Origin of the sequence: Streptomyces griseochromogenes, assembly GCF_001542625.1 — a bacterium.
In the GTDB taxonomy this organism is placed as follows: domain Bacteria; phylum Actinomycetota; class Actinomycetes; order Streptomycetales; family Streptomycetaceae; genus Streptomyces; species Streptomyces griseochromogenes.
Map to the genome: position 1 here is coordinate 5,830,874 of NZ_CP016279.1, position 23,214 is coordinate 5,854,087.

Annotated in this window: 18 protein-coding genes and 3 pseudogenes; 8 read left to right on the forward strand and 13 right to left on the reverse strand. The window is 68.1% G+C overall.

All coding sequences use genetic code 11. The annotated features are described in order from the left end of the window. Positions 1-2: 2 nt before the first annotated feature. Together AVL59_RS24970 and AVL59_RS24975 are read right to left on the reverse strand one after the other, a co-directional pair. Positions 3-887 (reverse strand): amidohydrolase family protein, encoded by an 885-nt coding sequence (locus AVL59_RS24970; protein ID WP_079146966.1) that lies wholly within the window; start codon positions 885-887, stop codon positions 3-5. Between the two features lie 243 nt (positions 888-1,130). Then, on the reverse strand, positions 1,131-3,518 hold the full coding sequence (locus AVL59_RS24975; protein ID WP_067308325.1) for a DEAD/DEAH box helicase: 2,388 nt from the start codon (positions 3,516-3,518) through the stop codon (positions 1,131-1,133). Positions 3,519-4,441: 923 nt separating this feature from the next. Between AVL59_RS24975 and AVL59_RS24980 the strand changes: the two genes are divergently transcribed. After that, positions 4,442-4,918: a hypothetical protein gene (locus AVL59_RS24980; RefSeq protein ID WP_079146967.1), complete on the forward strand. Its 477-nt coding sequence runs from the start codon at positions 4,442-4,444 to the stop codon at positions 4,916-4,918. A 24-nt stretch (positions 4,919-4,942) separates the two neighbouring features. Here AVL59_RS24980 and AVL59_RS53295 read toward each other — a convergent pair. Both AVL59_RS53295 and AVL59_RS24985 read right to left on the reverse strand, forming a co-directional pair. Then, positions 4,943-5,320 (reverse strand): annotated as a pseudogene (locus tag AVL59_RS53295) (transposase); the annotation flags it as partial. A gap of 207 nt (positions 5,321-5,527) precedes the next feature. Beyond that, positions 5,528-6,121 (reverse strand): hypothetical protein, encoded by a 594-nt coding sequence (locus AVL59_RS24985; RefSeq protein ID WP_067308328.1) that lies wholly within the window; start codon positions 6,119-6,121, stop codon positions 5,528-5,530. Between the two features lie 851 nt (positions 6,122-6,972). On the opposite strand from AVL59_RS24985, the gene AVL59_RS24990 reads away from it, so the two are divergent. Both AVL59_RS24990 and AVL59_RS24995 read left to right on the forward strand, forming a co-directional pair. Next, positions 6,973-7,539: an NUDIX hydrolase gene (locus tag AVL59_RS24990; protein ID WP_237281657.1), complete on the forward strand. Its 567-nt coding sequence runs from the start codon at positions 6,973-6,975 to the stop codon at positions 7,537-7,539. A gap of 685 nt (positions 7,540-8,224) precedes the next feature. Beyond that, complete coding sequence (locus AVL59_RS24995) at positions 8,225-9,265, forward strand: vWA domain-containing protein (RefSeq protein WP_067308331.1); 1,041 nt, start codon at positions 8,225-8,227, stop codon at positions 9,263-9,265. Between the two features lie 486 nt (positions 9,266-9,751). Here AVL59_RS24995 and AVL59_RS25000 read toward each other — a convergent pair whose 3' ends face one another. The 3 genes from AVL59_RS25000 to AVL59_RS25010 form a co-directional block, all read right to left on the reverse strand. Further along, positions 9,752-10,240 carry a carboxymuconolactone decarboxylase family protein gene (locus AVL59_RS25000; RefSeq protein WP_067308335.1) on the reverse strand — a complete coding sequence of 163 codons (489 nt, stop codon included), beginning with the start codon at positions 10,238-10,240 and terminating at the stop codon, positions 9,752-9,754. A 428-nt stretch (positions 10,241-10,668) separates the two neighbouring features. Then, positions 10,669-11,310 (reverse strand): response regulator, encoded by a 642-nt coding sequence (locus AVL59_RS25005; protein WP_067308338.1) that lies wholly within the window; start codon positions 11,308-11,310, stop codon positions 10,669-10,671. 68 nt (positions 11,311-11,378) lie between these two features. After that, positions 11,379-12,551, reverse strand: coding sequence for a sensor histidine kinase (locus tag AVL59_RS25010; protein WP_067308341.1), 1,173 nt, complete (start codon positions 12,549-12,551; stop codon positions 11,379-11,381). Between the two features lie 475 nt (positions 12,552-13,026). Between AVL59_RS25010 and AVL59_RS52530 the strand changes: the two genes are divergently transcribed. The 3 genes from AVL59_RS52530 to AVL59_RS25025 are packed head-to-tail and all read left to right on the forward strand — an operon-like array spanning position 13,027 to position 16,673. Next, the gene (locus tag AVL59_RS52530; protein WP_067308343.1) at positions 13,027-13,395 is read left to right on the forward strand and encodes an MmpS family transport accessory protein; all 369 of its coding nucleotides are present in this window, start codon (positions 13,027-13,029) and stop codon (positions 13,393-13,395) included. Between the two features lie 18 nt (positions 13,396-13,413). Next, on the forward strand, positions 13,414-14,169 hold the full coding sequence (locus tag AVL59_RS25020) for an ABC transporter ATP-binding protein (protein ID WP_067317731.1): 756 nt from the start codon (positions 13,414-13,416) through the stop codon (positions 14,167-14,169). A 14-nt stretch (positions 14,170-14,183) separates the two neighbouring features. Then, positions 14,184-16,673, forward strand: coding sequence for an FtsX-like permease family protein (locus AVL59_RS25025; RefSeq protein ID WP_159400070.1), 2,490 nt, complete (start codon positions 14,184-14,186; stop codon positions 16,671-16,673). A 431-nt stretch (positions 16,674-17,104) separates the two neighbouring features. Here the strand turns inward: AVL59_RS25025 and AVL59_RS25030 are convergent, their stop codons facing one another. Together AVL59_RS25030 and AVL59_RS49340 are read right to left on the reverse strand one after the other, a co-directional pair. Further along, positions 17,105-18,007 carry a hypothetical protein gene (locus tag AVL59_RS25030; RefSeq protein WP_067308349.1) on the reverse strand — a complete coding sequence of 301 codons (903 nt, stop codon included), beginning with the start codon at positions 18,005-18,007 and terminating at the stop codon, positions 17,105-17,107. A 471-nt stretch (positions 18,008-18,478) separates the two neighbouring features. Next, positions 18,479-18,991, reverse strand: a complete 513-nt coding sequence (locus tag AVL59_RS49340; RefSeq protein WP_159400071.1) for an RICIN domain-containing protein — start codon at positions 18,989-18,991, stop codon at positions 18,479-18,481. Positions 18,992-19,187: 196 nt separating this feature from the next. On the opposite strand from AVL59_RS49340, the gene AVL59_RS54935 reads away from it, so the two are divergent. Together AVL59_RS54935 and AVL59_RS25045 are read left to right on the forward strand one after the other, a co-directional pair. Next, positions 19,188-20,228 (forward strand): helix-turn-helix transcriptional regulator, encoded by a 1,041-nt coding sequence (locus AVL59_RS54935; protein WP_067308355.1) that lies wholly within the window; start codon positions 19,188-19,190, stop codon positions 20,226-20,228. Between the two features lie 246 nt (positions 20,229-20,474). Continuing rightward, complete coding sequence (locus AVL59_RS25045; RefSeq protein WP_079146970.1) at positions 20,475-20,855, forward strand: transposase; 381 nt, start codon at positions 20,475-20,477, stop codon at positions 20,853-20,855. 117 nt (positions 20,856-20,972) lie between these two features. On the opposite strand, the gene AVL59_RS25050 is transcribed toward AVL59_RS25045, so the two are convergent. The 4 genes and pseudogenes from AVL59_RS25050 to AVL59_RS56635 form a co-directional block, all read right to left on the reverse strand. After that, positions 20,973-21,743, reverse strand: a complete 771-nt coding sequence (locus AVL59_RS25050; protein WP_208870444.1) for a class I SAM-dependent methyltransferase — start codon at positions 21,741-21,743, stop codon at positions 20,973-20,975. 275 nt (positions 21,744-22,018) lie between these two features. Continuing rightward, the gene (locus tag AVL59_RS25055; protein ID WP_067308361.1) at positions 22,019-22,465 is read right to left on the reverse strand and encodes a cupin domain-containing protein; all 447 of its coding nucleotides are present in this window, start codon (positions 22,463-22,465) and stop codon (positions 22,019-22,021) included. Positions 22,466-22,495: 30 nt separating this feature from the next. Next, positions 22,496-22,946, reverse strand: a pseudogene (locus AVL59_RS25060) (SDR family oxidoreductase). Positions 22,947-23,002: 56 nt separating this feature from the next. Further along, positions 23,003-23,175, reverse strand: a pseudogene (locus tag AVL59_RS56635) (IS1380 family transposase); the annotation flags it as partial. Positions 23,176-23,214: the final 39 nt, after the last annotated feature.

Genomic DNA, 23,214 nt, shown 5'->3' on the forward strand with positions numbered 1-23,214 from the left:
TGTCACAGGCCGAACAGGCTCGCCGCGTTGTCGTGACATACGGCCCGCAGCCAGTCCCGTCCGAGTCCCAGCCGTTCCAGGGCGTGGAGCTGGTGCAGGTAGGGGTAGGGGATGTTGGGGAAGTCGGAGCCGAGCAGGATGCGGTCGCCAAGTGCGGCGAGACGTGGCACGGCCCGGTGAGGGAACGGCATGAATCCCTCGGTGAAATCGGTGAACGTCATCGTCGTGTCCAGCCGTACCTGGTCGTACCGCTCCGCGAGCTCAAGGAACTCCTCGTACTCGGGCATGCCCATGTGCGCGACGATCAGCCGCAGTTTCGGGTGGCATGCCAGCACTCGCGCGATGGGTTCGGGGCCGGTGTGTTTGCCGGGCGCGGGCCCGGAGCCGCAGTGCATCACCACGGGAATCCCAGCCTCGGCCAGCAGCCCCCATGTCTGCTGGAGACGTTCGTCGGCCGGGTCGTACGCTCCCACCTGTACATGGGCCTTGAAGACGCGTGCCCCTGCTTCGACAGCCTCGCGGACGTATGTCTCGACGTCCGGCTCGGGGTAGAGGGTTGCGGTGTGCAGGCAGTCGGAGGTGCGGCGGGCGAAGTCGGCCGCCCATCCGTTCAACCACCGGGCCATGCCGGGCTTATGGGGGTAGAGCATCGCGGTGAAGGCCCGAACCCCGAACTCCCGCAACAGAGCCGTCCGTTCCGCCTCCTGTCTCCGGTAGGTGATCGGCCATTTCAGTCCGCCGAGCAGCGGCCCGTTGGTGTCGAAGTAGTCCCAGACCTTGTGCAGGACGCGCTCGGGCATGAAATGGGTGTGGACGTCGATCAGCCCGGGAAGACCGAGCCCGCCCCAGAAACGACGGACCTCGTCGGCCTCCTCGCCCAAAACCATGCGGCTGGAACTCACCTGGTACCGCCTCTCTTGAACGACCTGCAGCTGCCACAACGCCGGGAAGTGCCGGACGAGCCTGGCCGTGCCTTGGTGCCAGCATGCCTGAAGGAGGCGTTCTGCTTTCGATGGACCGGGTTTCCGCGCGAGCGGAGGCGTTCCGTACGGCAAGGCGCACGCCTCGGTCCTCTGCACCCGGTCCCCGCGCGAGCGGGAGTGATCCGCCAGTCAGCTGCGAACGGGACGCTACGCCGCCCAGTCGAGTCCGAGGGCCGCCAGCTGCTGGAGTCTGTCGGCGGTGAGCTTGGCGCGCCTGCTCTTGGTGTTCGACAGGAACACCCCCAGCTTCACCTCGGTGCCGTCCTCCAGTCGCTCGACATGGGCCCTGGGCACTGTCACGGAGCCCGTGCGTGCCTTGTACTGTCTCAGGGCCGCAACGCCCCGCTCGAAGGATCCAGAGGCGCTCTTGGGGGCCTTCGCCGGTGCTTGCCGCTTCGGGGGCAGGGGCGCGACGCCGAGCTGTTCCAAGCGCTCACGCTGTCCGTCCATCAGGCCTTCCCAGGTCGTGTGCTGGCGCTGCTTCGTCAGCCACCTGCCGACGTCCATGCCGTGGACCGTGACCCCGGGCAGGACCTCTGCCTGGATTTCGTCGCGCAGCAGTTCACGTACGGCCGCGTAGTGCCGCTGCCAGTCGGCCGGCCACGCCGGATTCCAGTCCGGATCGACCGCGCGCAGCGCCTGCTCCCAGTCAGGATGCCCGTCCAGTGCGCCGGGTCGGCGGAGGTTGGACAGCCACTGCCCGATCGGTCGGTCGAGGGCGGTGGCAGTGCGGGGTGCGCACAGGGTCCAGTGTTGGTCGTAGTGGACGCGGGCGGCCGCCAGGTTCTCCTGGAACCGTTCGTCCGCGAGGCTCCAGATCATGCCGAGTTTCTCCAGTCGCTGGGCCCTCCGGCCGGTAATCTGGCCGGCTCCGTACGCGCGCCGCTGCTCAGCGACCCACTGGCCCAGCGGATAGACGTCCTCCTTGTGGTCGTAGGGCACCCGTGCGTGGCCCTCGCGGTCGGCGAAGCGGCGCAGCGCTGTCCAACCGCGGGCCCAGTCCTGCCGCTCGGTGTCGATCACGTTGAAGGACACCCACTCGGCGACCATCACGGGGTCGCGGGGGGCCGCGAACCTGAGCAGCAGACGGGATTCCTCCTCGCCTTCTCCGGGCTCCGGGCCGATGTGCATGGAGGGCTGTGCGACGTCTTTCTGCGGCTCCTGCGGGATGGCAAGGAGTTCTACTGCCTCTTCGTCGTGGGCGCGCAGGCCGGCCAGGACCTTCACCAGGGGCCGGTAGGAGGCGGAGGTGGCCATGTCCTCTGGCTTCTCCTGTGGCTGCAAGAAGACCGGCACGATCAAAGAGGCCAGTTTCCCCTGTCCCGGCTTCTGGCGCAGGGCGCGTCCGATGGCCTGGACGATGTCGTGCGGCGCCCCCTTCGGGTCCAGGAGCGCGACGGAGTCCACGGCGCGGATGTCGACGCCCTCCCCCAGGACGCGGCAGTTGGACAGGACGGCGCGCCGTGCGGTGGTGCCGAAGCCGCCCAGGACCTCCCGCCGCCGCTCGGGGGCGTGTTCGCCGCACAGCCAGTGGGCCCAGATGGCCTTGGGGTACTTCCCCGGCTGATCCGCGTGCAGCTTGGCGGCGACACGCTCGAGGCCCTCCGCGTAGGCCGCTGCTTCCATCGTGCGGTGGTGGAACGTGATGCAGGTACTCAGGTTGTGGTCGGCCATGGTCCGCAGCAACGCGGCCTGCAGGGCGCCGAGGCGCTGCCCGCGCACCTCCTCGCCGCGCCGCTCTTCGCCCATCAGCCTTTGCGGGGTGACGACGGGGTCGGTCAGTTCCATCACGATGATCTGGTAGCGGGCGAGCAGGCCACGGGAGACCGCCGATGCCAGCGAGAGTCTGTACAGGACCGGCCCGAAGATCTCCTCGTCGTCCATGGAAGCGGCCATCTCCTCGGGCAAGGCGTCGCGGACGCCTTCGGCGACCTCCCAGTGCGGGGGCCGCTCCTGCCAGATCCGCGGGGTGGCGGTCAGGTACAGCCGGCGGGCGGCCGGGATGATCCGCTGGTCGTGGACGTCCGCCCACGCCTTTCCCATCGAGCCCGACGTGCGGTGCGCCTCATCCACCACGGCGATGTCGACCGGCGCCAACTGCTGGCCGTAGGCGCCTTCGAATGCTTCTGCCAGCACCGGCAGCGAAGCATAGGTGGCATAGATGGTGACCGGCCCCTGCCCGTGCCACAGCGCCAGCTGGATGGGGTTGGTGGTGCAACGAACCTTGAGGTTCCACAGCTCCGGGTCGTCCTGGAGCGAACACACCGCGACCGCCGGCCCCTTGTGCCCGGCCGCATGCCAAGCCTGCACCGTCTGGGTCAGCAGGTCCAGCGTCGGGACCAGAACCAGCGTCCTGCCCCTGGGCGCGATCCGCCGTACCGCTGCCGCCGCCATGACGGTCTTCCCAGTGCCGCAAGCGGCATGGACCTGGCCACGCAGCCCATCCGCGGGAATACCACCCGGCGGAACGTCCAGGCCACGCACGATCGCGTCGACGGCCTCGACCTGGTGGTCACGGAGGCGAATGTCAGGCATCCTCGCGGTCCTCTCCCGTTCCCCATCGCGCACGTGGGCAGACAATCCCGGCCGGAACGCTCAAGAGCCGGGGCGCCACAACTCAGCCTCACACACTGCCGCGTTGTAGCACATGTGTGGCGGAACCGATAAACGCCGCGCGCACCGCATGGTGGTAGACCGGCTCGGTGACATCCGCCCTGTCCGCCGAGACGTACTCGTGGCATTGGGCGAGTCGGCAGCGCCGGGATCAGAACGATACGTCGATGCCCGTGACCTTTGCGAAGCCCTCGATCTCGGCCTGCTGCCGGAGAACATCGAAGGACTCGCTTTCAAACTCATGCGCCTCGTCGTTCGCGGCATCCTCACCGAGCCCGGAACCCGGATTGTTCAGCCAGACCCGGCCGTAGGATCCAACGATCGCGGTGCGGACATTGCAGCCTCCTTGACGTCGAAGAAACCGATGGCGCCCCTGGGACCGTTACCAATGTAAGCACTACGACAAAGGCGCTACGGCCAGAGTCCAGGATCCTGCAGGACTACGGGGCAAAGGCTCTGCGCAAAGCACTGGATCTCGATCAGCGCTCAGACTTCGCTGGTTCTGAGGCAGGCAACCTCGGCTCCGCTGCCGGGCAGGCCGACCCGCCTGCATGGCTCCGCAGGACCACCCGCTGGAAGAGTCGGTGGGACGGGCGCGTCAACAGGAGCAACCGTGTGAACCCTGCGCAGATTCCCGGTTTCACTGTGACATTCCTCCGCCATCAGGTGCCTTCTCGCCACGGCTCTCACCTGGACATACTCCACGCCTGCCCCGCCTCAAATCATCGAAGAGCGTGGGCTGTTACGAAGGAGCTGATGGAAGAGATGACGTCGGCGACAGTTTCTGCGGGGACGGCAGGCGCATGGCTGCTCCCTGAATCCCCATAGATCGACAGCATGGGACGATGACCGTCATGGCAGGTCAGATCTGGGTGTCACTCATATCCTTGGGCGGCGTCGTCCTCGGCGGCATGTTGTCCTACCTCGTCCAGTACAGGACTCAGCTGTCGGCGGAACGTGCCGAACAGCAACGGCAGCGGATCGCGTTGTCGGAGACGCGACGGGCGGAACGGCTGGCGCTGTTGGAGCGGTTCATCGAGGTATCGGCAGAGGCGGAACGATGCGCCTATACCCGGCCGTCCGAGTGGGAAGACACCGATGACTGGTACCTCACGACCCGGGAGGTCATGTACAGGTTGTGGGTCGCGGATCGGCTCCTGCGCATCCAATTCCCCCTGCCCGTGCACGACGCCGCACACGCGCATTCCCTTGACCTCAACAGGAGCGTGTGGCGCGGCTTGCCCGCCGGTGAGAGCGTGCGGGACTACCCGGAGGGCAACCGGTCGGCGTTTCTCGACGCGGCCCGCGAGGTCATGGGGTAGCGCACCGCTGGCTCCCAAAGATCTCCTCTTCGCGACCCAGCGGTAGGTGCCCAGTCCGGTGCCGTGCCGGGTTCCGCGGCATGCGATGGCCGGCGCGATGCCGCGGGCGCGGACCTGGTCGCGGTAGATGTCGTGATCGCAGCCACGGTCCGCGAAGAGTGAGTAGGGTCTGCGGTGCTGGTGGCCGACCCGGCCGCGGACCGGTGGGATCGCCTCGAGCAGGGGCAACAGCTGGGACACGTCTTTGCGGTTGCCGCCTGCCAGCAGGACTGTTAGGCAGGGTGCCGTACCCATCGGTGATCAGGTGGTGTTTCTAGCCGGGGCGGCCTCGGTCGACCGGCGAAGGGCCCGTGTGCTGCCCCCTTTTAGGGCCATGACATGGGAGGAGCCGACCACGCAGCGAGACCAGTGGTGACATCCCCACACCGGACCGAACGCTCAACTACCGTCCTGGACACGGCAACCAGGGCCGATCAACCTGGCTGTGTTAGCCGTTGTCAAGTGACCACCCTTCTGATCAGCAAAGGGAGCCCTTAACCCGCGAAAAACCTGCCGTCTGGGCCCATCTCCGCTGTCCCATCGTTCCGATTGATCCGCCGGATCAGCGGCTCAACGCTTGGCCGGCTCGCGCGGCGGCATCCAGTGGTGAACCCTGTAGTCGCCCTTCTCAAGCGTCTCGAACGGGGCGCTGCTCTCGCATTTGCCGACGCTCTTCTTCGGTAGGCCGTCTATGGCCCAACTGTAGCCCAGCCGGTCCTTCTTGCCGTCGTCCAGCACGGTGAAGCCGAACCGCTTGCCCTTGAGGTCACCGACGTGCGGCATGCCCGGTGCATCCTTGAAGTGCGACTCCGACACGACGCCGGTGACGACGGCGACCGGGCCGCCGGTCAGCAGGCAATCGATATGGCCCTTGAAGTAGCCGCCCCACTCCGGGCCAATGTGGTGGCTGACGTAGAAGGTGCCATGCGCCTTGTCGGCGAACCCATGGGCGTCGACGGAGAAGTAGGCATTGTCGCCCGAACCACGCTTGAGCTTGGCGGATCCCTTGAGCATTGGCTCGTCGACGATGTGCGGGACGCCATGAGCACCGGTTTCGGCCGCGGTGGCCGCGCCCGTATCCCCCAGGGTCAGCACGGTCGCCGTACCCACGGCGAGGACCGTGGCAGCGGCGACCAAAGGGCGGCGCAGGCGAATGCGAGGCATGATTTCCTCCACTGGATGCGGTGTTGCGGGCAGGGGATTCCCGGCCGATCACCACGATGCCGACCGCGGCCGTACCGGCACATCACACCTCAGGCCGATGGTGCTCCGCCGCGCGGCGGAGCGGGTTGGTGCGCACATCCGGTTCTCGAAGACGCCGTGGTCGACCGGAATCAGCAGACGTCAGGGGGAAGACGTGCGGCCCCGCCGCTTCTTCTGTTGCTCTGTGCGGACAATTGGGAACGACGAGCCGACATCCACGGCGCCTTCCTTCGACTGGCCTGCTGCCTCATCGCCCCAGACAGATCAACTCATTGCGTTAGACGCTGTATCAGAAGTTCGTTGCAGAAGGATTGCAGAGGTTAGCAATCATGACTCTATATGAGGTCGCGCCCGGTTCTGGCGAGCCGGGCACGACGCAGGGCTGCTTCTGCACCGGATTCGCTAGGTGTAGATGACCGCACGCCCATTGTATTCCCCACCGAAACAGAGGGATCCGGTCGGGCTTACCGAAGAGTGCACCACCTGCCCACCCCCGGCCACACACTGCCTAGCACTGACGTACGGTGCCGCGTATTCAGTTCCAGCGATCCCGAGCAACACTACTGCCATTAGCGCCACGAACCCCAGAAAGCCCACCACATATCGCACTTCAATCCCCTTTCATAGGCGACGGGTTGTTCCCGGACTGAGATGGTCGACTGTTTAGGAGAGACGTAAACGCCCATCATCCTTCTTCGTGACACAAATCCACCGAGTGAGTTACTGCCCGACGGTAGAAGGGGGCTGGTTGTGCACTTACTTGACGAACTGAATACAAAGTCGCCGTCGTGGCCGGCGGGGCGCCTGCGACGGTGAACACACTGTCGGACGTCCCGTCGCGGGTCACGCTAACCGCCCCGAGCGGCGAGGAGTTCCTGCTGACGGCAGACCTGTCCCTGCAGGGCGCATACCAGATCACCAAGACCGCCGACCCGACGGCCACCGACTCCGCACAGCACCTGTCGGTCCGGCGGACCGAGCCGCTGCTGCCGTGCAAGGAGGGCAGGTTCAGGCATCCGGGCCGCCGGGTGCTGCTGGTTCAGCATCGGTGGCGGGGGGGTCCGCCGGGCGGGCGGGTTGAGCCAGGTGAAACACCCCGGGAGGGCGCACGCCGCGAGCTCTTCGAAGAGAACGGCGTAGAGGCGGATCTGCTGCCGGAACCTGCTGCGGCGACCGTTCGCTCCTACCACCCGCAACGGCCAGCGACTCTTGGGCTGTCCTATGCCTCGATCGTGGATACTGGAACGCCTTTGGCCGCAGAGAGCGGACAGCCAGCCGCCTGGATGTCGCTGGACGAGGACTGGGACGGCTACTTCCCCGAGGATCCGTCACGCATCCGCCAGCATGCACAATGGCTGCGCGAAGCCTTCCCCCGGTGACGTGGAGCGTCCTTCACTCGGTGAGCCCGTGGGTGTGAGCGGGGGCGAGATACACGGGCCGTCGAATCGAACCCGATGCACTCTGAACTGCATGGATGCGCCGCGTAGGTGCCTGGGCCGTGCGGGATTGCCGTATCGGGTTGCCCATGAGGGCGATTCAGGGGACCGAACTCACTGTCGAGAGGCCGGCAACCCATCAGCAGTAGCCTCGCCGAGAGCACCCGGGTCGCGAACACACCCAGGGCGCGGGCCAGATCTGCGGGATGCATCCGGGGCGGCTCATCGACCCCGGGCACCATCAGACTCGGTTCGGCGGACCCGACGCGCCCCTCACCCCCCAGGAGAGCATCCCGGCCGTCGTCGACGTCCCCGAAGCACAGACCGGCGCCCCCGACAGCAGTTCGTGGATCGCCACGGCGAGACCGCCCCGTGGTGGAACTCCCTGCCGAAGCGCCAGGGGGGTGCGCCGCAACCTCCCCCCTGCTGGGCATAGGCCTCGACCGGCTGGCCGATGAGCCTGCCAGGCACACCAGTACACAGAGAGGTCCCGGGCGCGGGGCCTGATGCTGCGTCCCAACTTCCCCCTGGGGCAGGGGGGGCTCATCACCCACTCTGGGAGCCAAGATCGATTGTCAGTGGTGGGTGAGACAGTAGGAGCATCGAGTCGGAAAGAGGGGGAGCTGCCATGTCCGGGAACCAGAACTACATCAACCACGTTGCTCTCGTGCTGGATGCCAGTTCGTCCATGTCGCACCTGAGCCGCAAGGTCGTCGAGGTAGCCGACCAGCAGATCGCGTACCTTGCCCGCCGATCGAGGGAACTGGACCAGGAAACCCGCGTCACGGTGTACGTATTCGCAGACAAGGTGGAGTGCGTCATCTACGACAAGGACGTGCTGCGGATGCCGTCGCTGAAGCAGCTATATCGGGTCGGTGGAATGACGGCTCTGCTGGCGGCCGCTCTGAAGTCACAGCGGGAGCTGGCGCAGACGGCTCAACTGTACGGAGACCACAGCTTCCTGACGTTCGTACTCACCGACGGGCAGGAGAACGCAAGTCATCGCTGCCCGGACGCCTCTACCAGGGATCCGCGTGAACTGGTCGAGGCCGTGTCCAAGATGATCGAGACACAGGAGGACAACTGGACACTGGCCGTCCTCGTGCCGGACCAGATGGGCAAGCGCGAGGCCATGCAGTGCGGTTTCCCGAAGGACAACATCGCTATCTGGGATGCTACGAGCACACAGGGTCTGGAAGAGGCCGGGCAGGTCATCCAGCAAGCCACCGAGAAATTCATGGTGGGCCGCACCCAGGGTATCCGGGGATCGCGGGCGGTGTTCTCCATGGGTGCGGATGCGGTCAACAAAGAAACGATCAAGGCGGCCGGCCTCACCCCGGTGAATGCGTCAAAGTACCAGCTGATCCCGGTATCTCGTGACGCGGCGATCCGGGAGTGGGTCATAGAATGCGGGCACACCTACCGCACCGGCGGTGCGTTCTACCAGTTGAGTAAGTCGGAGAAGATCCAGGCAAAGAAGCAGATCGCGGTGCTGGAGAAGAAGACGGACCGGGTGTATACGGGTCCCGAGGCGCGAGCCCTGCTCGGCCTGCCGGACGTGGAGGTTCGCGTCAAGCCGGACCACAACGCCGACTTCACGATCTTCGTGCAGAGCACCAGCGTGAACCGGAAACTCGTACCGAACACCCGGCTGCTGCTCATGCTCTGACGCCTTGGAACCCCCGTCGGGTCCCGGAAGTCTCGTCGTCCCGGCCCTCCACACCAGGAAGGGGGCCGGCGATGGCGGGCACGGCAAGGCTCCAGAAGAGTCACGGATGAACCGCCAGAAGACTGACTTGGCTTCAAGGCCTGGCTGAGCGTCTCCATGCCAAGTTCGACGAAGAACGGAACAGCTCCCCGGGTCAGGCGCCGGAGCCCGCGACGGCAAGCACCCGGTACGGCCCGACGGATAGCACGAACGCGCCGTCGGTGGTGGACGGATGCATCATCCGGTTCCGTCTCCGCCCGCCTCCTGGGACTACGGCGGTCGGGCCGCCGACCGAGGTTCCCGTATCGGCGCCCCCACCCCGCGGCCCAGGCTCAGGCGGCCCCGTGCGCCTTGGCGCACGGATGGCTGTCCCGCAGGTACTGGTGCCCTACCTGTCGCCCGCGGCCGCGATGGGGGCAGTCCCACCTGCCTGATGGGCGGGTCAGCTCAGTCCCACTGCGCGTCCGCGAGAGAGCTGACCGGCTGCGGCTTGCCGATGACGGCCAGGGCGATGAAGAAGCTGATCTGGCCGATCGCAATGGTGAGGGTGGCCAAGGCCTTTTCGTCGTAGTGCTTCGCCACCTCGGCATACAGTTCGTCGGAAACGCGCTCCTTGCCGTGCGGCGCGGGCTGAAGGGTGGCTTCCACCAAGGCGAGGGCAGCACGTTCGGCGTCGCTGAAGTACGGGGCGTCCTGCCAGGAGGAGACGGCGGTGATGCGTTCCTCGGACTGCCCGGCCTTGCGCAGGAAGCCGGTGTTCAGGATCGTCAGGTACGTGTTGCCGACGATCTGCCCGGCACGCAGGTGGACAAGGCTCATCGTGGCGCGCGGCACCGAGCGGTTGCCCGTAGCCCGGAAGAGAGCTGCGCTGATGTCGTTCAGTTCGGGCACGAACTCGGCCGGGTTCGGCATCCGGGAGATCGAGGTCTTCGTCATGGCTGTGCCCCTTCGCATCCGTCTGGTCGATGGCTTCACTGCACTGACGGACCAGCGCATCAGGATGTGACAGGGATCCTGAAATCTCTTTTCCCCGGCATGCTTTGAACCTGGTGGCGGCGCGAGAAGCCGACCATCATGTCCCCCGCCGGATTCCCCTCTCTGCGCTGCGGCCCAGCCGCACAACCACGTCCCCTGCCTGGACCACGCCCCGATGGCTGACGAAACGGACGATGCCGAACAGCGACGGCCGGTCCTCCGCCAGCGGCTCCACACGGACCGCCTGCCTTCGGTGGCGTCCGGTCATGACGCCGAGAGGACCGGTTCCGCGACGGTCGGCGGCGGGCCCGGCCACCGGCTGGGTGGTGATCAACCGGCTGGGCACAGGAGCTTGGCGTGGCACGGGCGGTTTGCGCGCAGAGCTCTGCTCAGTCCACGATGCCGTTTTCCCAGGCCCACGCCGCGATCTCCACTCGGTTGCGGGCTGTGAGCTTGTCCTGGATGCGGCTGAGGTGGCTCTTGATCGTGCTGAGGGACAGCGTCAGGTCTTCGGCGACCTCGTGGTTGGTGCGGCCGCGGGCGACCAGCGTCACCACTTTGAGCTCCTGCGGGGTGAGCCGTCGCACGGCCGCGTCCCTGGTGCGGGCGCGGGAGGGCCGGCCGAGGTGTTCCAGCAGCCGTACGGTCACGGAAGGGGAGATGAGGGAATCGCCCTTGACTGCGGCGTACACGGCCTCGATCAGCAGCCGGGGTCCTGAGTTCTTGACCACGAAGCCACTGGCACCGGCCCTCAGCGCGCCGTATACGTACTCGTCGAGGTCGAAGGTGGTCACCACGACGATCTTCGTGTCGTCCTCGCGCAGCAGCTTCGTCGCCTCCAGGCCATCGAGCTTGGGCATGCGGATGTCCATCAGGCAGACGTCCGGCCGCAGCCGGCGGACCGCCTCGACAGCCTCCACGCCGTCGGAGGCCTCTGCGATCACGCGGATGTCGTCCTGGCTCTCCAGGATGAGGCGGAAGCCGGTTCGCACCATCTCCTGGTCATCGGCAATCACCACTGACACGCTCAAGGCGTCTCCTCACTCCGTATTTTCACGGCGTACGGGATGTCGCACGCGAGGGGGTCGGGTCGGGTACGTCACTTCATGGGGAGCGAGGCCGCCAGTTCCCAGCCGCCCTCGGGCATCGGACCACTCGTGAGTTCGCCGCCCAGTTCGGCAACCCGTTCGGTCAGGCCGACCAGCCCGAAGCCGCTCGGTCTGAACCGTATCCGGCCGCGCTGCTGCCGGGCCGCGTCATCGCGCACGCGGATCACCAGCCGGTCGCCATCGGCGGCCAGCAGTACGTGCACAGTGGTGGCCGAGCGGGCGTGTTTGCGGATGTTGGTCAGGCCTTCCTGGACGACGCGTTCCACGGACCGGGCGAGCTGCGGGGACCAGGCGGTGCTGTCCAGGCCGTCCTCGATGTTCAGCCAGGCGTGCTGTCCGGGCGTGGAGAAGCGTCGGACGAGGTTCTCAACGGTGGTCATGGCAGGGGTGACCGGGGCCTGCTGCTCGGCGCCGGGTTCGCGCAGCAGCCGGACCATGCGGCTCATGGCCGCCAGTCCCTCCTGCCCTGTCTTTTCGATGTTGGCGAACAGTTGGCGTGCGGTGTCCGCGTCCCGTGCCACGATGTGTTCCCCGGCCTGGGCCTGGACGACGATGGCGGTGACGTAGTGGGCGACGTGGTCGTGCAGATCGCGGGCCAGGTCGAGCCGCTCGGAGTGGCGCACTCGCTCAGCGGCGGCGCGGCGTCGGCCGTCCTCGGTGCGCAGATAGCCGCCGAGCAGTGCGAAGGCGGCCGGCAGGAGCGGGAACAGTCCGTCGAACCGGTCCAGCACAGGCACGTCAGACAGGGAGGGTGCCCGGCCGGCCAGCCGCACGATGGCTGCGAACGACGCGAGGGCCGACAGCGTGAGCGGCAGTGGCCGCCCGTACCGGCACGACAGGCACAACACGCCGAGCAAGCCGACGAGTTCGGCGCAGCCCGGGGTGCGCTGCAGCACGGATCCTTCCACCAGTGATGTGGTCAGCAGAGAGACTCCCGCCGCAGTCAGGGACATCGCGCAGGCCGTCCACTGACGGCCGGCCCTGTAAGCGAGCAGGACGGCGATGACCGTGCCCAGGGCAAGTGCGCCGCTCGCGACCACTGCGAGGCCGACGTAGGTTCGGCTGACCACTCCCGCGTCGATCACCAGCAGCAACGCACACGCACAGGCAGCGGCGAGGGCCTCGCGGGCCGGCCACCGGAGGGACGGGAGCACGGGCGACATAGCGAGAAGGATAGAAGGCCGCATGCGGCGCTCACGTGTTGGGGTGGTTGAGAACCGCATTGCTGGGGGATCCCCGCCCCCGGCTGGACGAGGGGCTTGCCGTCGTGCGGGTTCACTGCCCGGACGACGAGGGAACGGTGGCAGGATCGTCCGCTCGCTGATCAAGCACCGTCTTCGAGATGCGCCGGACTGCAAGGCGTGCATCTGGCCGGCAATGTTCGTACGCCCGCGTATGCACATGAGCCGAACGCGGCCGAGGACCTGGGGCCCCGTCAGGCATGGTCCCGTCCCGACCCTGGCCCCGCCGCTGTCGCTGTCGCTGTCGCTGTCGCTGTCGCTGTCGACCGACGGATACGTACTTTCGGCCGATGCCCGGGGCACACGTACGGTCTTTCGGTGGCACCGCCGGCGGCCCGTCGGCTCGCAGAATCATCGGCATACCGACGAACAATCCATCCGATCTCCAGGAGATGTCATGCAGTCCCGTTCCTTGCGTCCCCGTGTCACGTCCCTGCTGGCGGCCGGCGCCGCCGCCGTGTCGGCAGTGTCCATGACCGGCTGCGGCCTGTTCGGCAAGAGCTGGGACGTGAAGATGGAAGTCACCGGCCCTGCGGCAGCTGACATCTCCTACAGCTTCGCCGGGGACAACGACGACACGGTGAGCGGGCGCAGCCTGCCGTGGACCCACGCGCAGAACGTCGGGTTCGGCTTCAACCAGGTGGGGGTCGCTCACGCGCCCGCCGGGACGGTGTGCCGCATCTATGTCGACGGAAAGCTCAAAGTCGAGCAGAAGAAGCCGGACCCCCACGGCACGGTGTCCTGCTTCGTGAACCTCCAGGGCTGAGGGGACGGGGTGCTGTCGATGATCGCCACCTCGCTCACGCGTGTGACCGTCGAAGCCAGAGGTGTCGCCAAGGTGTATCCAACGAGCGGCGGAGCAGACGGTGCCGGGGTGCAGGCGCTGCGCGGGGTCGACCTGGACATCGACCAGGGCGCCTTCCTCGCCGTCATGGGGCCGTCGGGGTCGGGGAAGTCGACGCTGATGCACTGCCTGGCCGGGCTGGACCGGCCGACGTCCGGGACGATCACCATCGAGGACACCGAGATCACCGCGCTGTCCGAGCGACGGCGCACGGACCTGCGGCGCGACCGCATCGGCTTTGTGTTCCAGCAGTACCACCTGCTGTCCGAGCTGAACGGCTCCGAGAACATCCTGCTGCCGCTGCAGATAGCGGGCCGCCGACCAGACCCGGCCTGGTTGGAGGCGGTAGTGGACGCGCTGCGCATCAGGGATCAGCTGTGCCGGCGCCCTTCGGAGTTGTCCGGCGGCCAGCAGCAGCGCGTCGGGATCGCGCGAGCCCTGGCGGCCCGGCCCGCCGTCGTCTTCGCCGACGAGCCCACGGGCAATCTGGACGCCGCCTCCGGCCGGGACGTGCTGGAGTTCCTGCGCTACTCGACGCGCGAATTCGACCAGACGGTTGTCATGGTCACGCACGACCCGGTGGCCGCAGCCTACGCCGACCGTGTCGTCCTCCTCCTCGACGGCCAGATCAGCGGCGAACTGCGGGCGCCCACACCCGAGTCCGTCCTCGGCGCGCTGCAAGAGCTGCGGAGGTGAGGGCGGTGTTCCAGATGAGCGGACTCACCGCAGTGGCGGTGCGCCAGATCAGGACGCGGCCCTCGCGGCTGCTGCTCACCGGCTGCACGCTCCTGGTGACGGCCTTCTTCCTCGCCGGCTCGGTCGTCTTCACGGCCACACTCAAACGCCAGGTGACCGACGAGTTGTCTCCCGTGGCCGAGGGCACGGACGTCGTGGTCGCCGCGGACGGTACAGGCGACGGTGAGAGTGCCGACGCCGGCCGTCTGCTCGACGACGCCCGGCTGAAGCGGCTGCGCGCCCTCGACGGAGTGAGCGAGGTGCAGCCCGTGGCCACCGGCTCGGTCCTCGTCAAGGGCGCAGGACGCAGCCCGTACCCGCTTGTCGGTACGGCCCTGAGCGGCACCCAGTCCGTGGTGCGCGTACTGCGCGGCACCCTGCCGCACGGGCCCGGCGAGGTGGCGCTCACCAGCGCGCTGGGCGACCGGCCCGGGCTGCACGTCGGCAGCCGCATCACCGTGGTCGCCGAGACGCAGGGGGCGCCCCGGCCGTTGACGGTGACCGTCTCCGCCGTCGTTCAGGCGCCCGCCGCGCTCGGCGCCGCGCTGCTCACCACTCCCGTCGACGCCCGCTCCTGGCTGCACACCAGGGGCTGGCAGCAGGCGCTGGTACGCGGCGACGGTCGCCCGGCGACGCAGGTGCTCTCCGAGGTCCGCGCCGCCCTGGGCGCACGGCTCACGGCACGCACGGGCGCCGAGCTGCGGGCCGGCGAAGGCGGGAACAGCTGGATCGGCACGCTCTCCGCGCTGCTCACGGCTTTCGTGGTGGTCGCGCTGCTCGCCGGCGCCGTGATCGTCTCCACCACCTACCGGGTCCTGCTCGTCCGGGATCAGCGGCGGCTGGCCCTGCTGCGTTGCGTCGGCGCCCGGCCGGGGCAGGTGTTGCGTTCCGTGCTGGCCCAGGCCGCGTTCTCCGGCCTGGTCGCCGGGATACTGGGTGCCCTCGCGGCGGTCGGCTGCGCCGCTGCGGTCACCGCTGCCGCGCGACTGGGCTCCCCTGCGGTGCCGGTGCCGTCGCTCCTCGGGTGCGTCCTGGTGTCCGTGCTGACCTCCGTCGCCGCCGCGGCCCCGGCGGCCCGGGCCGCCGCCCGCACCCCGCCGGTCGCCGCACTGTCCACCGCTGCGGTCCGCGACGTACCCGACCGGATCGGCCGGACGCGTGCCGTGACCGGCTGGCTCTGCCTGACCGGTGCATCGCTCTGTGCCGCAGCCGCCACGGGAGGCGGCGACGTGGCGGTGATCGGCGCGGTGGCCTCCGGGACCGCCGCCTTCGGTGGCCTCCTCACGCTCGGCCCAGCCCTCGTTCGCCGTACTGCGGCTGCCGGACGGCGACCCGTGCGGGCGGCGGCGGGCCTGGCCGGGACCCTGGCCCTGCGCAACCTGTCCCGTGCCGCGCGTCGCACCGCCGCCTGCGCGGTCGTTCTCAGTCTGGGCCTCACCATGGTGAGCACGGTTCTCGTGACCCTGGCCTCGGTGCAGCACGGCATGGACCGCAGGCTCGCACACCGGGACCCGGTCGACGCGGTCGTCGCCGTACCTCCCACCGGGCGCTCGGTGCTCACCCCGGCCGTCGTGGACGCGGTGCGCGATCTCCCCGAGACCGCCGCTGTGGTGACGGTCGCGAAGGCCGACGGCGAGGCGACCGGAGCCCGGGGCCGCCACCAGGAGGGCGACATCCACGGCATCGACCCATCCGCCGTGCCCGCCCTGCTCGGCCGGCACGGCGGACAACTGCGTCCCGGCCGAGCAGCCTTGTCCGCCACCATGGCTACGGCTCTCGGCACGCGCGCCGGCGAGCGGATCTCCCTGCGCACCCCCGACGCCAGCTTCAGCGTCCGGGTTTCAATGATCCACCCGGACACCTCCGAGGCCCTCGGTGACGTCGCCCTCCTCCCCCAGGACTTCGCCCACCTGGCCCCCAACTCCCCCACCCGCGCCCTGTACATCACCGCCGTCGACCGCAGCGACCCTGCGTCCTTGCGCGCCCCGCTCGACACCGCCCTGCCGCTCGACCCCTCGCTCCACCTCTCCTACCCGGGCGAAGAACGCCGCTCGACACAGCAGTCGATCGACCGACTGCGGCTGCTCGCCCTGGGGCTGGTCTCACTGACCATCCTGGTCGCGCTCGTCGGCGTCGCGGTCACCCTGACCCTTTCCGTCACCGAGCGCACCGGCGAGAACGGCGTCCTACGCGCGATCGGCATGACGGGCTCCGGCCTGCGCTCCGTGCTGGCCTGGGAGGCGGCACTGGTCGGGCTGTACGCGGCCGTCCCCGGCCTCGCCCTGGGCATTGCCTACGGCCTGCTGCTCTTCGGCGCGCTACCCGACCTGGGCAGCGCGACGATCCCGTACGGGCAGCTGATCCTCACTCTCCTGGCCGCGCCGGCTCTTGCCCTGGCCGCGTCCGTGCTCCCCGCATCCCGCTCCGCATCGGTCTCGCCGATATTGGCCCTGCGGACGGAGTGAGCGCTTGCCCCCACTGTTGCGCGCGCTGCGACCACACGATGACTCCTCCCGCGCCTCCCGCCACAGAGCCGGACCCGTCGCCACCGGCCTGCCCCATGAGATCAGGTCGGGCCGTGTGCCTTGCGCCGGCGCAGGACGCACAAGGACGGCTCGCCGCGGTACCCCGCTGTCCCGGGTGGTGCTCGCACCCGATGCTGGAGAAATGGGGCCAGGCCGTACGGTTCACCAGCACCTGCGGTCAGGAGAACGTCTCAGTGGTGACGGTGTGAGCTGCGGCAGCGTTGCCGCTCACCGCCTTCGGCAACCCGTGCGCTGCATGGCCCCCGAGCTGTGGGCCGTGCGCCGCAGCCCGGCCTCCGAACGTGAGGGGGGCGGCGCTGTATGGATGATAGATACTCCCCGCCATGGAGTGACCCGTGCCCTCGGCGGGCTCATGCATCTCGCAGCAGCTCGTTCAGGGGACGAGCAGCTGCGTCCGCGCAGGGCCGTGTGAGGTGCAGGGCCGTATGAAAGTGACCGTCGGTCTCCTTGCCGCGTGGGTCGTCGCCGGCCGCGGACACTGCGGCGATGGCGTACCGCTGTTCGTCGACGTCGGTGAAGCGCCTTTGCGGGTAGGTGCGGGCTGTGTCCTTCTCCGTGGTCAGGCCCAACAAGGCCAGGGCGTCGGCGATGTTCTGGTAGGAGCCGGTACGCAGCACGAAAGCCGCCACCCATGGTGGCTCCCGCCTGCCTTCCAGCAGCGGACGGAAGGTGCGGGCGGACAGGAAGCTCGCCCCGCCGGTCACGGTGATCAGGCGGGTGCCGCGGGTGGCCCGGCACAACGCGGGGCTGGGCTGGACGGCTTCCAGGTTCTCGGCGAACCCCGCATCGAGCAGACCGACCGCACGGCCGTAGGCCATGGCAGGCGCGGCGATGTCAAGGCCGATGACGGGTACGGCGTCCGGACGACGGCACGCCGCGAAGTACCTGCGGTCCGACTCGATCAGTTCGGCGGTTGTCAGGCGGGTCACCTGCGGTGAGGTGTAGCGGTCGTACAGCTCCTCCAGCGTCACATGGTGGTTGAGCAAGGCCGCGTTGATGCCGTACGAGCAGCAGATGTCCAAAACCGTGGCCCGTGGCCCGCCGTCCTGGTCGGCCGGGCACTCGGGCACTTCGGGCAAGCCGACAAGAGGCAGAAGACGGCGGAAGACACCCTGGGCGTGATGGGGTGTCTGATAGCCCAGCGCCCCCAGAGTACTGAAGTACGGCCGCGGATCGGGCCGGCTGTAAATGTCGTCGAAGCGGGTCATCCGCGTCGGCGTACCCGCTGCGTGCTGGTTCCGGGCCGTCGCCATCAGAGTGCCTCCTCATGCGAATGAGGCAGGCATAGCCCATCACGCCGCCGACGGGGAAGACCGCCCCGGCCTCCTCCACAGAGGTTCAGCCAAGGAGAGGATCCAACCGCGTCCAAGTCGGAACGGGCTTCCCGCAACAACCGACGCCACTGGAGACCCCGTCATGAGTGATGACGGAATGGGGTGTCGGCCGACGAGTCTGCGCTCCGGGGGGCGTTGCGCGCCGGTCGCGTGCCCGCGACGGCGCTCGACGGGTGGCCGTCAATGAAACGGGCCCAACCGACAGGTTGTGTGATCAGGGGTGTCAGTGGGTCAGGAAATGGCGTACGGGCTCGCGTGCTTGCCGCGATAGGGGTGGCTGCGGTCGGCCGGCGGATCGAGCCCGCGATGCCGGCCGGCCGCAGCAGTGCTGACAGGGTGTTACCTGGTGCGTCAGCGTATGGGGTCCGGTCCGTGAGCCGCTTGACCCTTCTAGACGGGCGCCAGTTTGAACTGCTGGTTGTTCCCGTGCCAGCAGCCCGACTGGACCACCGGTGCGCCGTCCCCCTGGTCGGCCCAGGCGACGTCCATGCACTTGCCGCTGTGCTTGGCGATGAGCAGGACGTAGCCGTCGCTGGTGGGCTGCTGGTACCAGCGCTGATTGTCGCCGTAGTGGCAGTTGGCCTGGACGATGTGGGCCCTGTCCTCATGGCTGGCCCATTCGACGTCCAGGCATTTGCCGCTGTGCCGGGCCTTGATCGCGTACTCGCCGTGGTCGAGGTGGTCGACCTCGAACTGCTGGTCGGCCTCGCCGCGGCAGGTCCACTGCTCCACCGGAACGTCGTGCCCCATGCTGGCATTGGGGACCGTGACGCACTTGTCGCTGTGGCGCGCCACGAGCTGGTAGTAGGTCGCCGCATGGGCGGTTCCCGCCGACGACAGTCCCAGCGCCAACAGACTCACCGCTGCCGCTGCGGCCACAGAAATCCGCTGTGCAGATCCCATCTGTCCTCCCGATTTCACTGACCGGCTTTGATCTGAGCCGTGCTGGGCAAGGCCTGAGCCGTGTTGGCTGTCAGGTGGCTGCCCGAGCACACGTCTGAGGATCGCCTGGCGCTGGATCCTCGGAAATTCCAAACTTTTGGGGGTTGACACAGCCGCATGCCGCCTGGGGGATCCGCTTGTACCCACACTTGGATGCATGAGGGCTGACGGGGATCGGTTGTACCGGGATCTGCGCGCGGCACTGGTGCCGGGAGCCGACCTCAAGGAGACGGGAGCGGCGCTGTCCCGGGTGCTCGCGCCGATGGTGGCGCATGACGCATTGCGGTGTGGCGTGATGAACCCGGCGTCGGGTTTGGGCGTCACATCACTGGCGTTCTGGCACGGGTACGCGCCCGATGTCGGTCGCGCGCTCCTGAGCCCGGACGGCACGGGAGGGGATGCGCGGGAGCTGGACCGCCTGGCGCGGCAGACACTCCCGGTGACGGTGGCCGATCGGGGACATCACCCAGGTGCGTGTGACCGGCTGCTCGCCGAGTACGGGGTCGGTGAGGAGCTGTGCCTCGCGTTGCGGGACACGCGCGGAGTGTGGGGGGGGGTGCTCTGCCTGCTGCGGGAGGCGGGCGGACGGCCGTTCGACGACGGTGACGCGCGGCGGATCGCCGAGGTCGTGCCTTCGTTGATCGCCGCGCTGCGCAGCTATGTGACGGCTGGGCCCGTCGCCCCGTCAGCGCATGTGCCGCCGCCGAGCGTGCTCATCGTCGCTGCGGACGGACGGATCGGGGCGATGACACCTCAGGCGCGTACGTGGCTGGAGGCGATGACGGCTCGGCAGAATGTTCCGGACTGGCTGACCGAGTCGTCGTTCGCCGCGCTGGCAGCCGCGGCACGGGAGCACGCGCAAAGCCCGCGTCGGCAATACCCGCGGCTGTGCGTACCCTCCGTGGGATCCGGCTGGTGGACCGCGATCGAGGCACAGCCGCTCGGCGACGAGGGCGACGTCGCGGTCATGATCCAGCGGGCCACCGGCGCCCTGCTGCTCCCCTCGTTCTGCGACTGGTACGGAATCACCGCTCGCGAACGCCAGATCATGCACCACCTGCAGGACGGGTCCGCGCCCAAGCAGATCGCCCGGGTCCTCGACTTGTCCGTGCACACGGTCAACGAGCATCTCAGAGCGATCTTCCGCAAGACCGGCACCTGCGGGCGGAACGAACTGGTAGCGGCCATCACCGCGTGACACCCTTCAGGCCGCAAGTACGAGCACCGTCAACAAGCGCCGAACGAAGGGGTTTTGTCGGTCAGTTGTGGGTTCTGGCACGAAGCTTGGGGAGCGTTCGCGGGGGGTTACCGCGGTGTTCGATTGCGCGCTTCGGTTTCGCGTGTGACCGCGCACATCCCGCCGCCGTACGGGCGGGAGTGATGCTCCAGGGCCACCCGCCTGCACAAAGAACTGCTCGCCGATCACACCCCCGTCACCTACCAGATGGTCCGCGCCCACACCGCCAAAAGCACCGCCCCCGCCGCCGACAGGACGACAGGTGACTGGCTGGCTCGCCCGCCATCCCACGAACCTGAGCGAGGCAGAGCGCGCCGCCTTGAAAGGGGCTTCGGCGAGATCCTCACCAACCGCCTCGGCGCCACGCTCCCCAACTGGATCAACCCCGTCGACGCCGGCCAACTATCCGGCCGCACCGGTTTCGCCCTCCACATGCTCCGCGACCTCGACGCCATGACCGCCGGACTCACCCTGCACTGGCGCTCCGGCGTCATCGAAGGCGCGGTGAATCGCATCAAGAAGATCAAAAGGCGCCTCTACGGACATGCCGGATTCGAACTACTCCGCAAGATGATCCTGCTCCAGTAGCCCTCCGTGACCGCTCCCCAAGATCTGTGCCATAACCCAGTTTTGGCAGCACCTCTTGGTGCCCGAGGACCGATCATGTGGCTGAAGCCTGTCACCTCAGCCACATGGTCCCCAGCCTCAGGCGGCCTCCAGAACGAAGAACAGGAAGCAGAGGAATGCGGTCGCCGAGGGCAGGTTCCCGAAGACCTCTTCGAAGACTTCGGGGAAACGCTCGCGGGCGCCTGGCGCGGGGGGCGGTTCGCTGACGACGGCTATCCGGAAGCCGGCTTCGATGAAGGCGCTGGTCATCGCGTGCAGCGGCCGGTGCCAGTACGTAAGCGTCGCGTTCTGGCCGCTGAAGGTGTACTCCTCGGACCACTTGCTGGTCGCGAAGTAGTCGGCATCGGGATGCTGCAACCTGTAGACGAAGGGGTGGTTGACGGCCACGATGAGTCGGCCTCCGGGCGCCAGGACACGCCGCAGTTCGGCCAGCGGCGCCGTCCAGTCTTCCAGGTAGTGCAAGACCAGGCACGCGATGGCATCGTCGAACGCGCCGTCAGGGAACGGCAGAGGAGCGCCGCCCAGACCAGCCTGATGCAGGGCCGCGTCCTCACCGAGCCGCTGCCTGGCCAGCTCCAGCATCTTGATACTGGGTTCGACACCGGTCACGATGGCGCCGCGATCGCGCAGCGCCTCGAGCACGGGGCCGGCGCCGCACCCGACGTCAAGGATCCTGCGCCCGGCCACGTCCCCGGCCAGGTCAAGGATCGCGGGCCGCGCGTAGTAGCCGTTGTGAAGGTTGGACTCACTCTCGGCCGCGTACGCTTCGGCGAAGCTGTCGTAGTCGTGGGCTAAAGCCTGACCACCGGGCTCGGCAAAAGTCTGAGGGTCGGAAGACATGTGGGTCATCCTGGCATGGCCCACATGTTCCGAGGCGGCGCTCAGGCCGCCCTGAACTTCCGCCAGTCGTCAGGAGCGCTCTTCGCGTTTCTGATCACCCAAGGGACGCCCTGCCGCGTGAAGCCGCCACAAGCCGCCCGACGGCAACCGACTGCGGCAGTCGAGCCGCAGCTGCCAGCGACGAAACCGCAGGTCAGGGCCTCCTGACCAGATGAGTTTCCGCCCAGGGGTGGCAAGACAGCAAGATGGGGCATTTGACATTCAGATCCGGCATCAGCGGCGGATCAGGTGCCAGGACGGGGAGCTCGCAGGTGTTGACGCTGGGCCAGCTCTTCGTCGTCGACCAGGGTGAGCATGGGCTGACCGGGCGCACACATCATGGTGACGAGAAAGCGGCTCCAGGAGTCCGACCGGTTGTTCCCGTCCTGGTAGTGGATGACATCGCCGCCCGGCTCCCAGAACGTCTCCCCGGCCTTGATCACTCGTTCGGTCTCGCCTTCCAGCTCGAAGAGCATCTCGCCCTCGAGCATGTAGCCGAAAGCGGGTCCCGAGTGCCGGTGCGGAGGGGTTCCGGGGTCGCCGGGAGGGAACTCGATGAGGACGGTCATCGCCTCTGCCCCCTCCGGCACGGACGGCGGTTTCACCGACTGCAGCACAGTGAGCGCCGTCTTCCATGCTTCCGAACGCGGTTGGCTCTCAGTGCTGTCTGTTGCTGGCTCGTCGTTCGACATGGTGAAGCCTCCAGTGGTGGGCCGACTGGTTCAGCAGAGCCAGTCGCTGTAGTGGGTGGGGGCGATACCGGACGTCGCCCTTGGCGATCAGACCATCGCCCTGAACGGCGGCGAACATGCCGGCGGTGTCGTCGGTGACGACCGTGCGGCCGTCGGGATGGGCATTGAGGGTGGTCCGGCCGAGTTCGTCGATGGGGAGGACGTCGGGCCCGGCGGCCCGGCCTTGAGGATGTCTTCCTGCAGGACCTTGGCCCGGTAGCAGTCGAGGCCGGGCACCTGGTCCGCGCCGACGATCGAGAGGATGACGACGTGGCCCACCCCGCCCTTCTGGGCCGCGGCCAGAAGGTTGTCCATCGAGGCCTGGAAGAACGCCGACACCTGTGGACTGCGAGTGCGGCACGGCCTCATGCCCGGCCGCGTTCAGCTCTTTCACGACCCGCGCCCCGATCAGGCCGGTACCCCCGATGACTGCCGACTTCATGGGCCGCCTTTCACCGCGCACCGATAGGTCATGCGTCCAGATTGCGACGGTGCGGTGCGCGGCGCACGCGGACCGTGCGCTTCTGGGTATCCCGATGGCGCTACGTGCGGCAGGCCGATGTCGGCCAGGCAGTCCCCGCCGAGTGCTACCGCCAGTGCCACATCCCGCTCCGTTGGCGCGGCAGGGCCTTGCCCGGACCGTGGACCGCACGGGTCTTGCGCCACGGTGCGGGGCCGCGCAGGAGCACTTCTCAGGTTTCTGATCAACC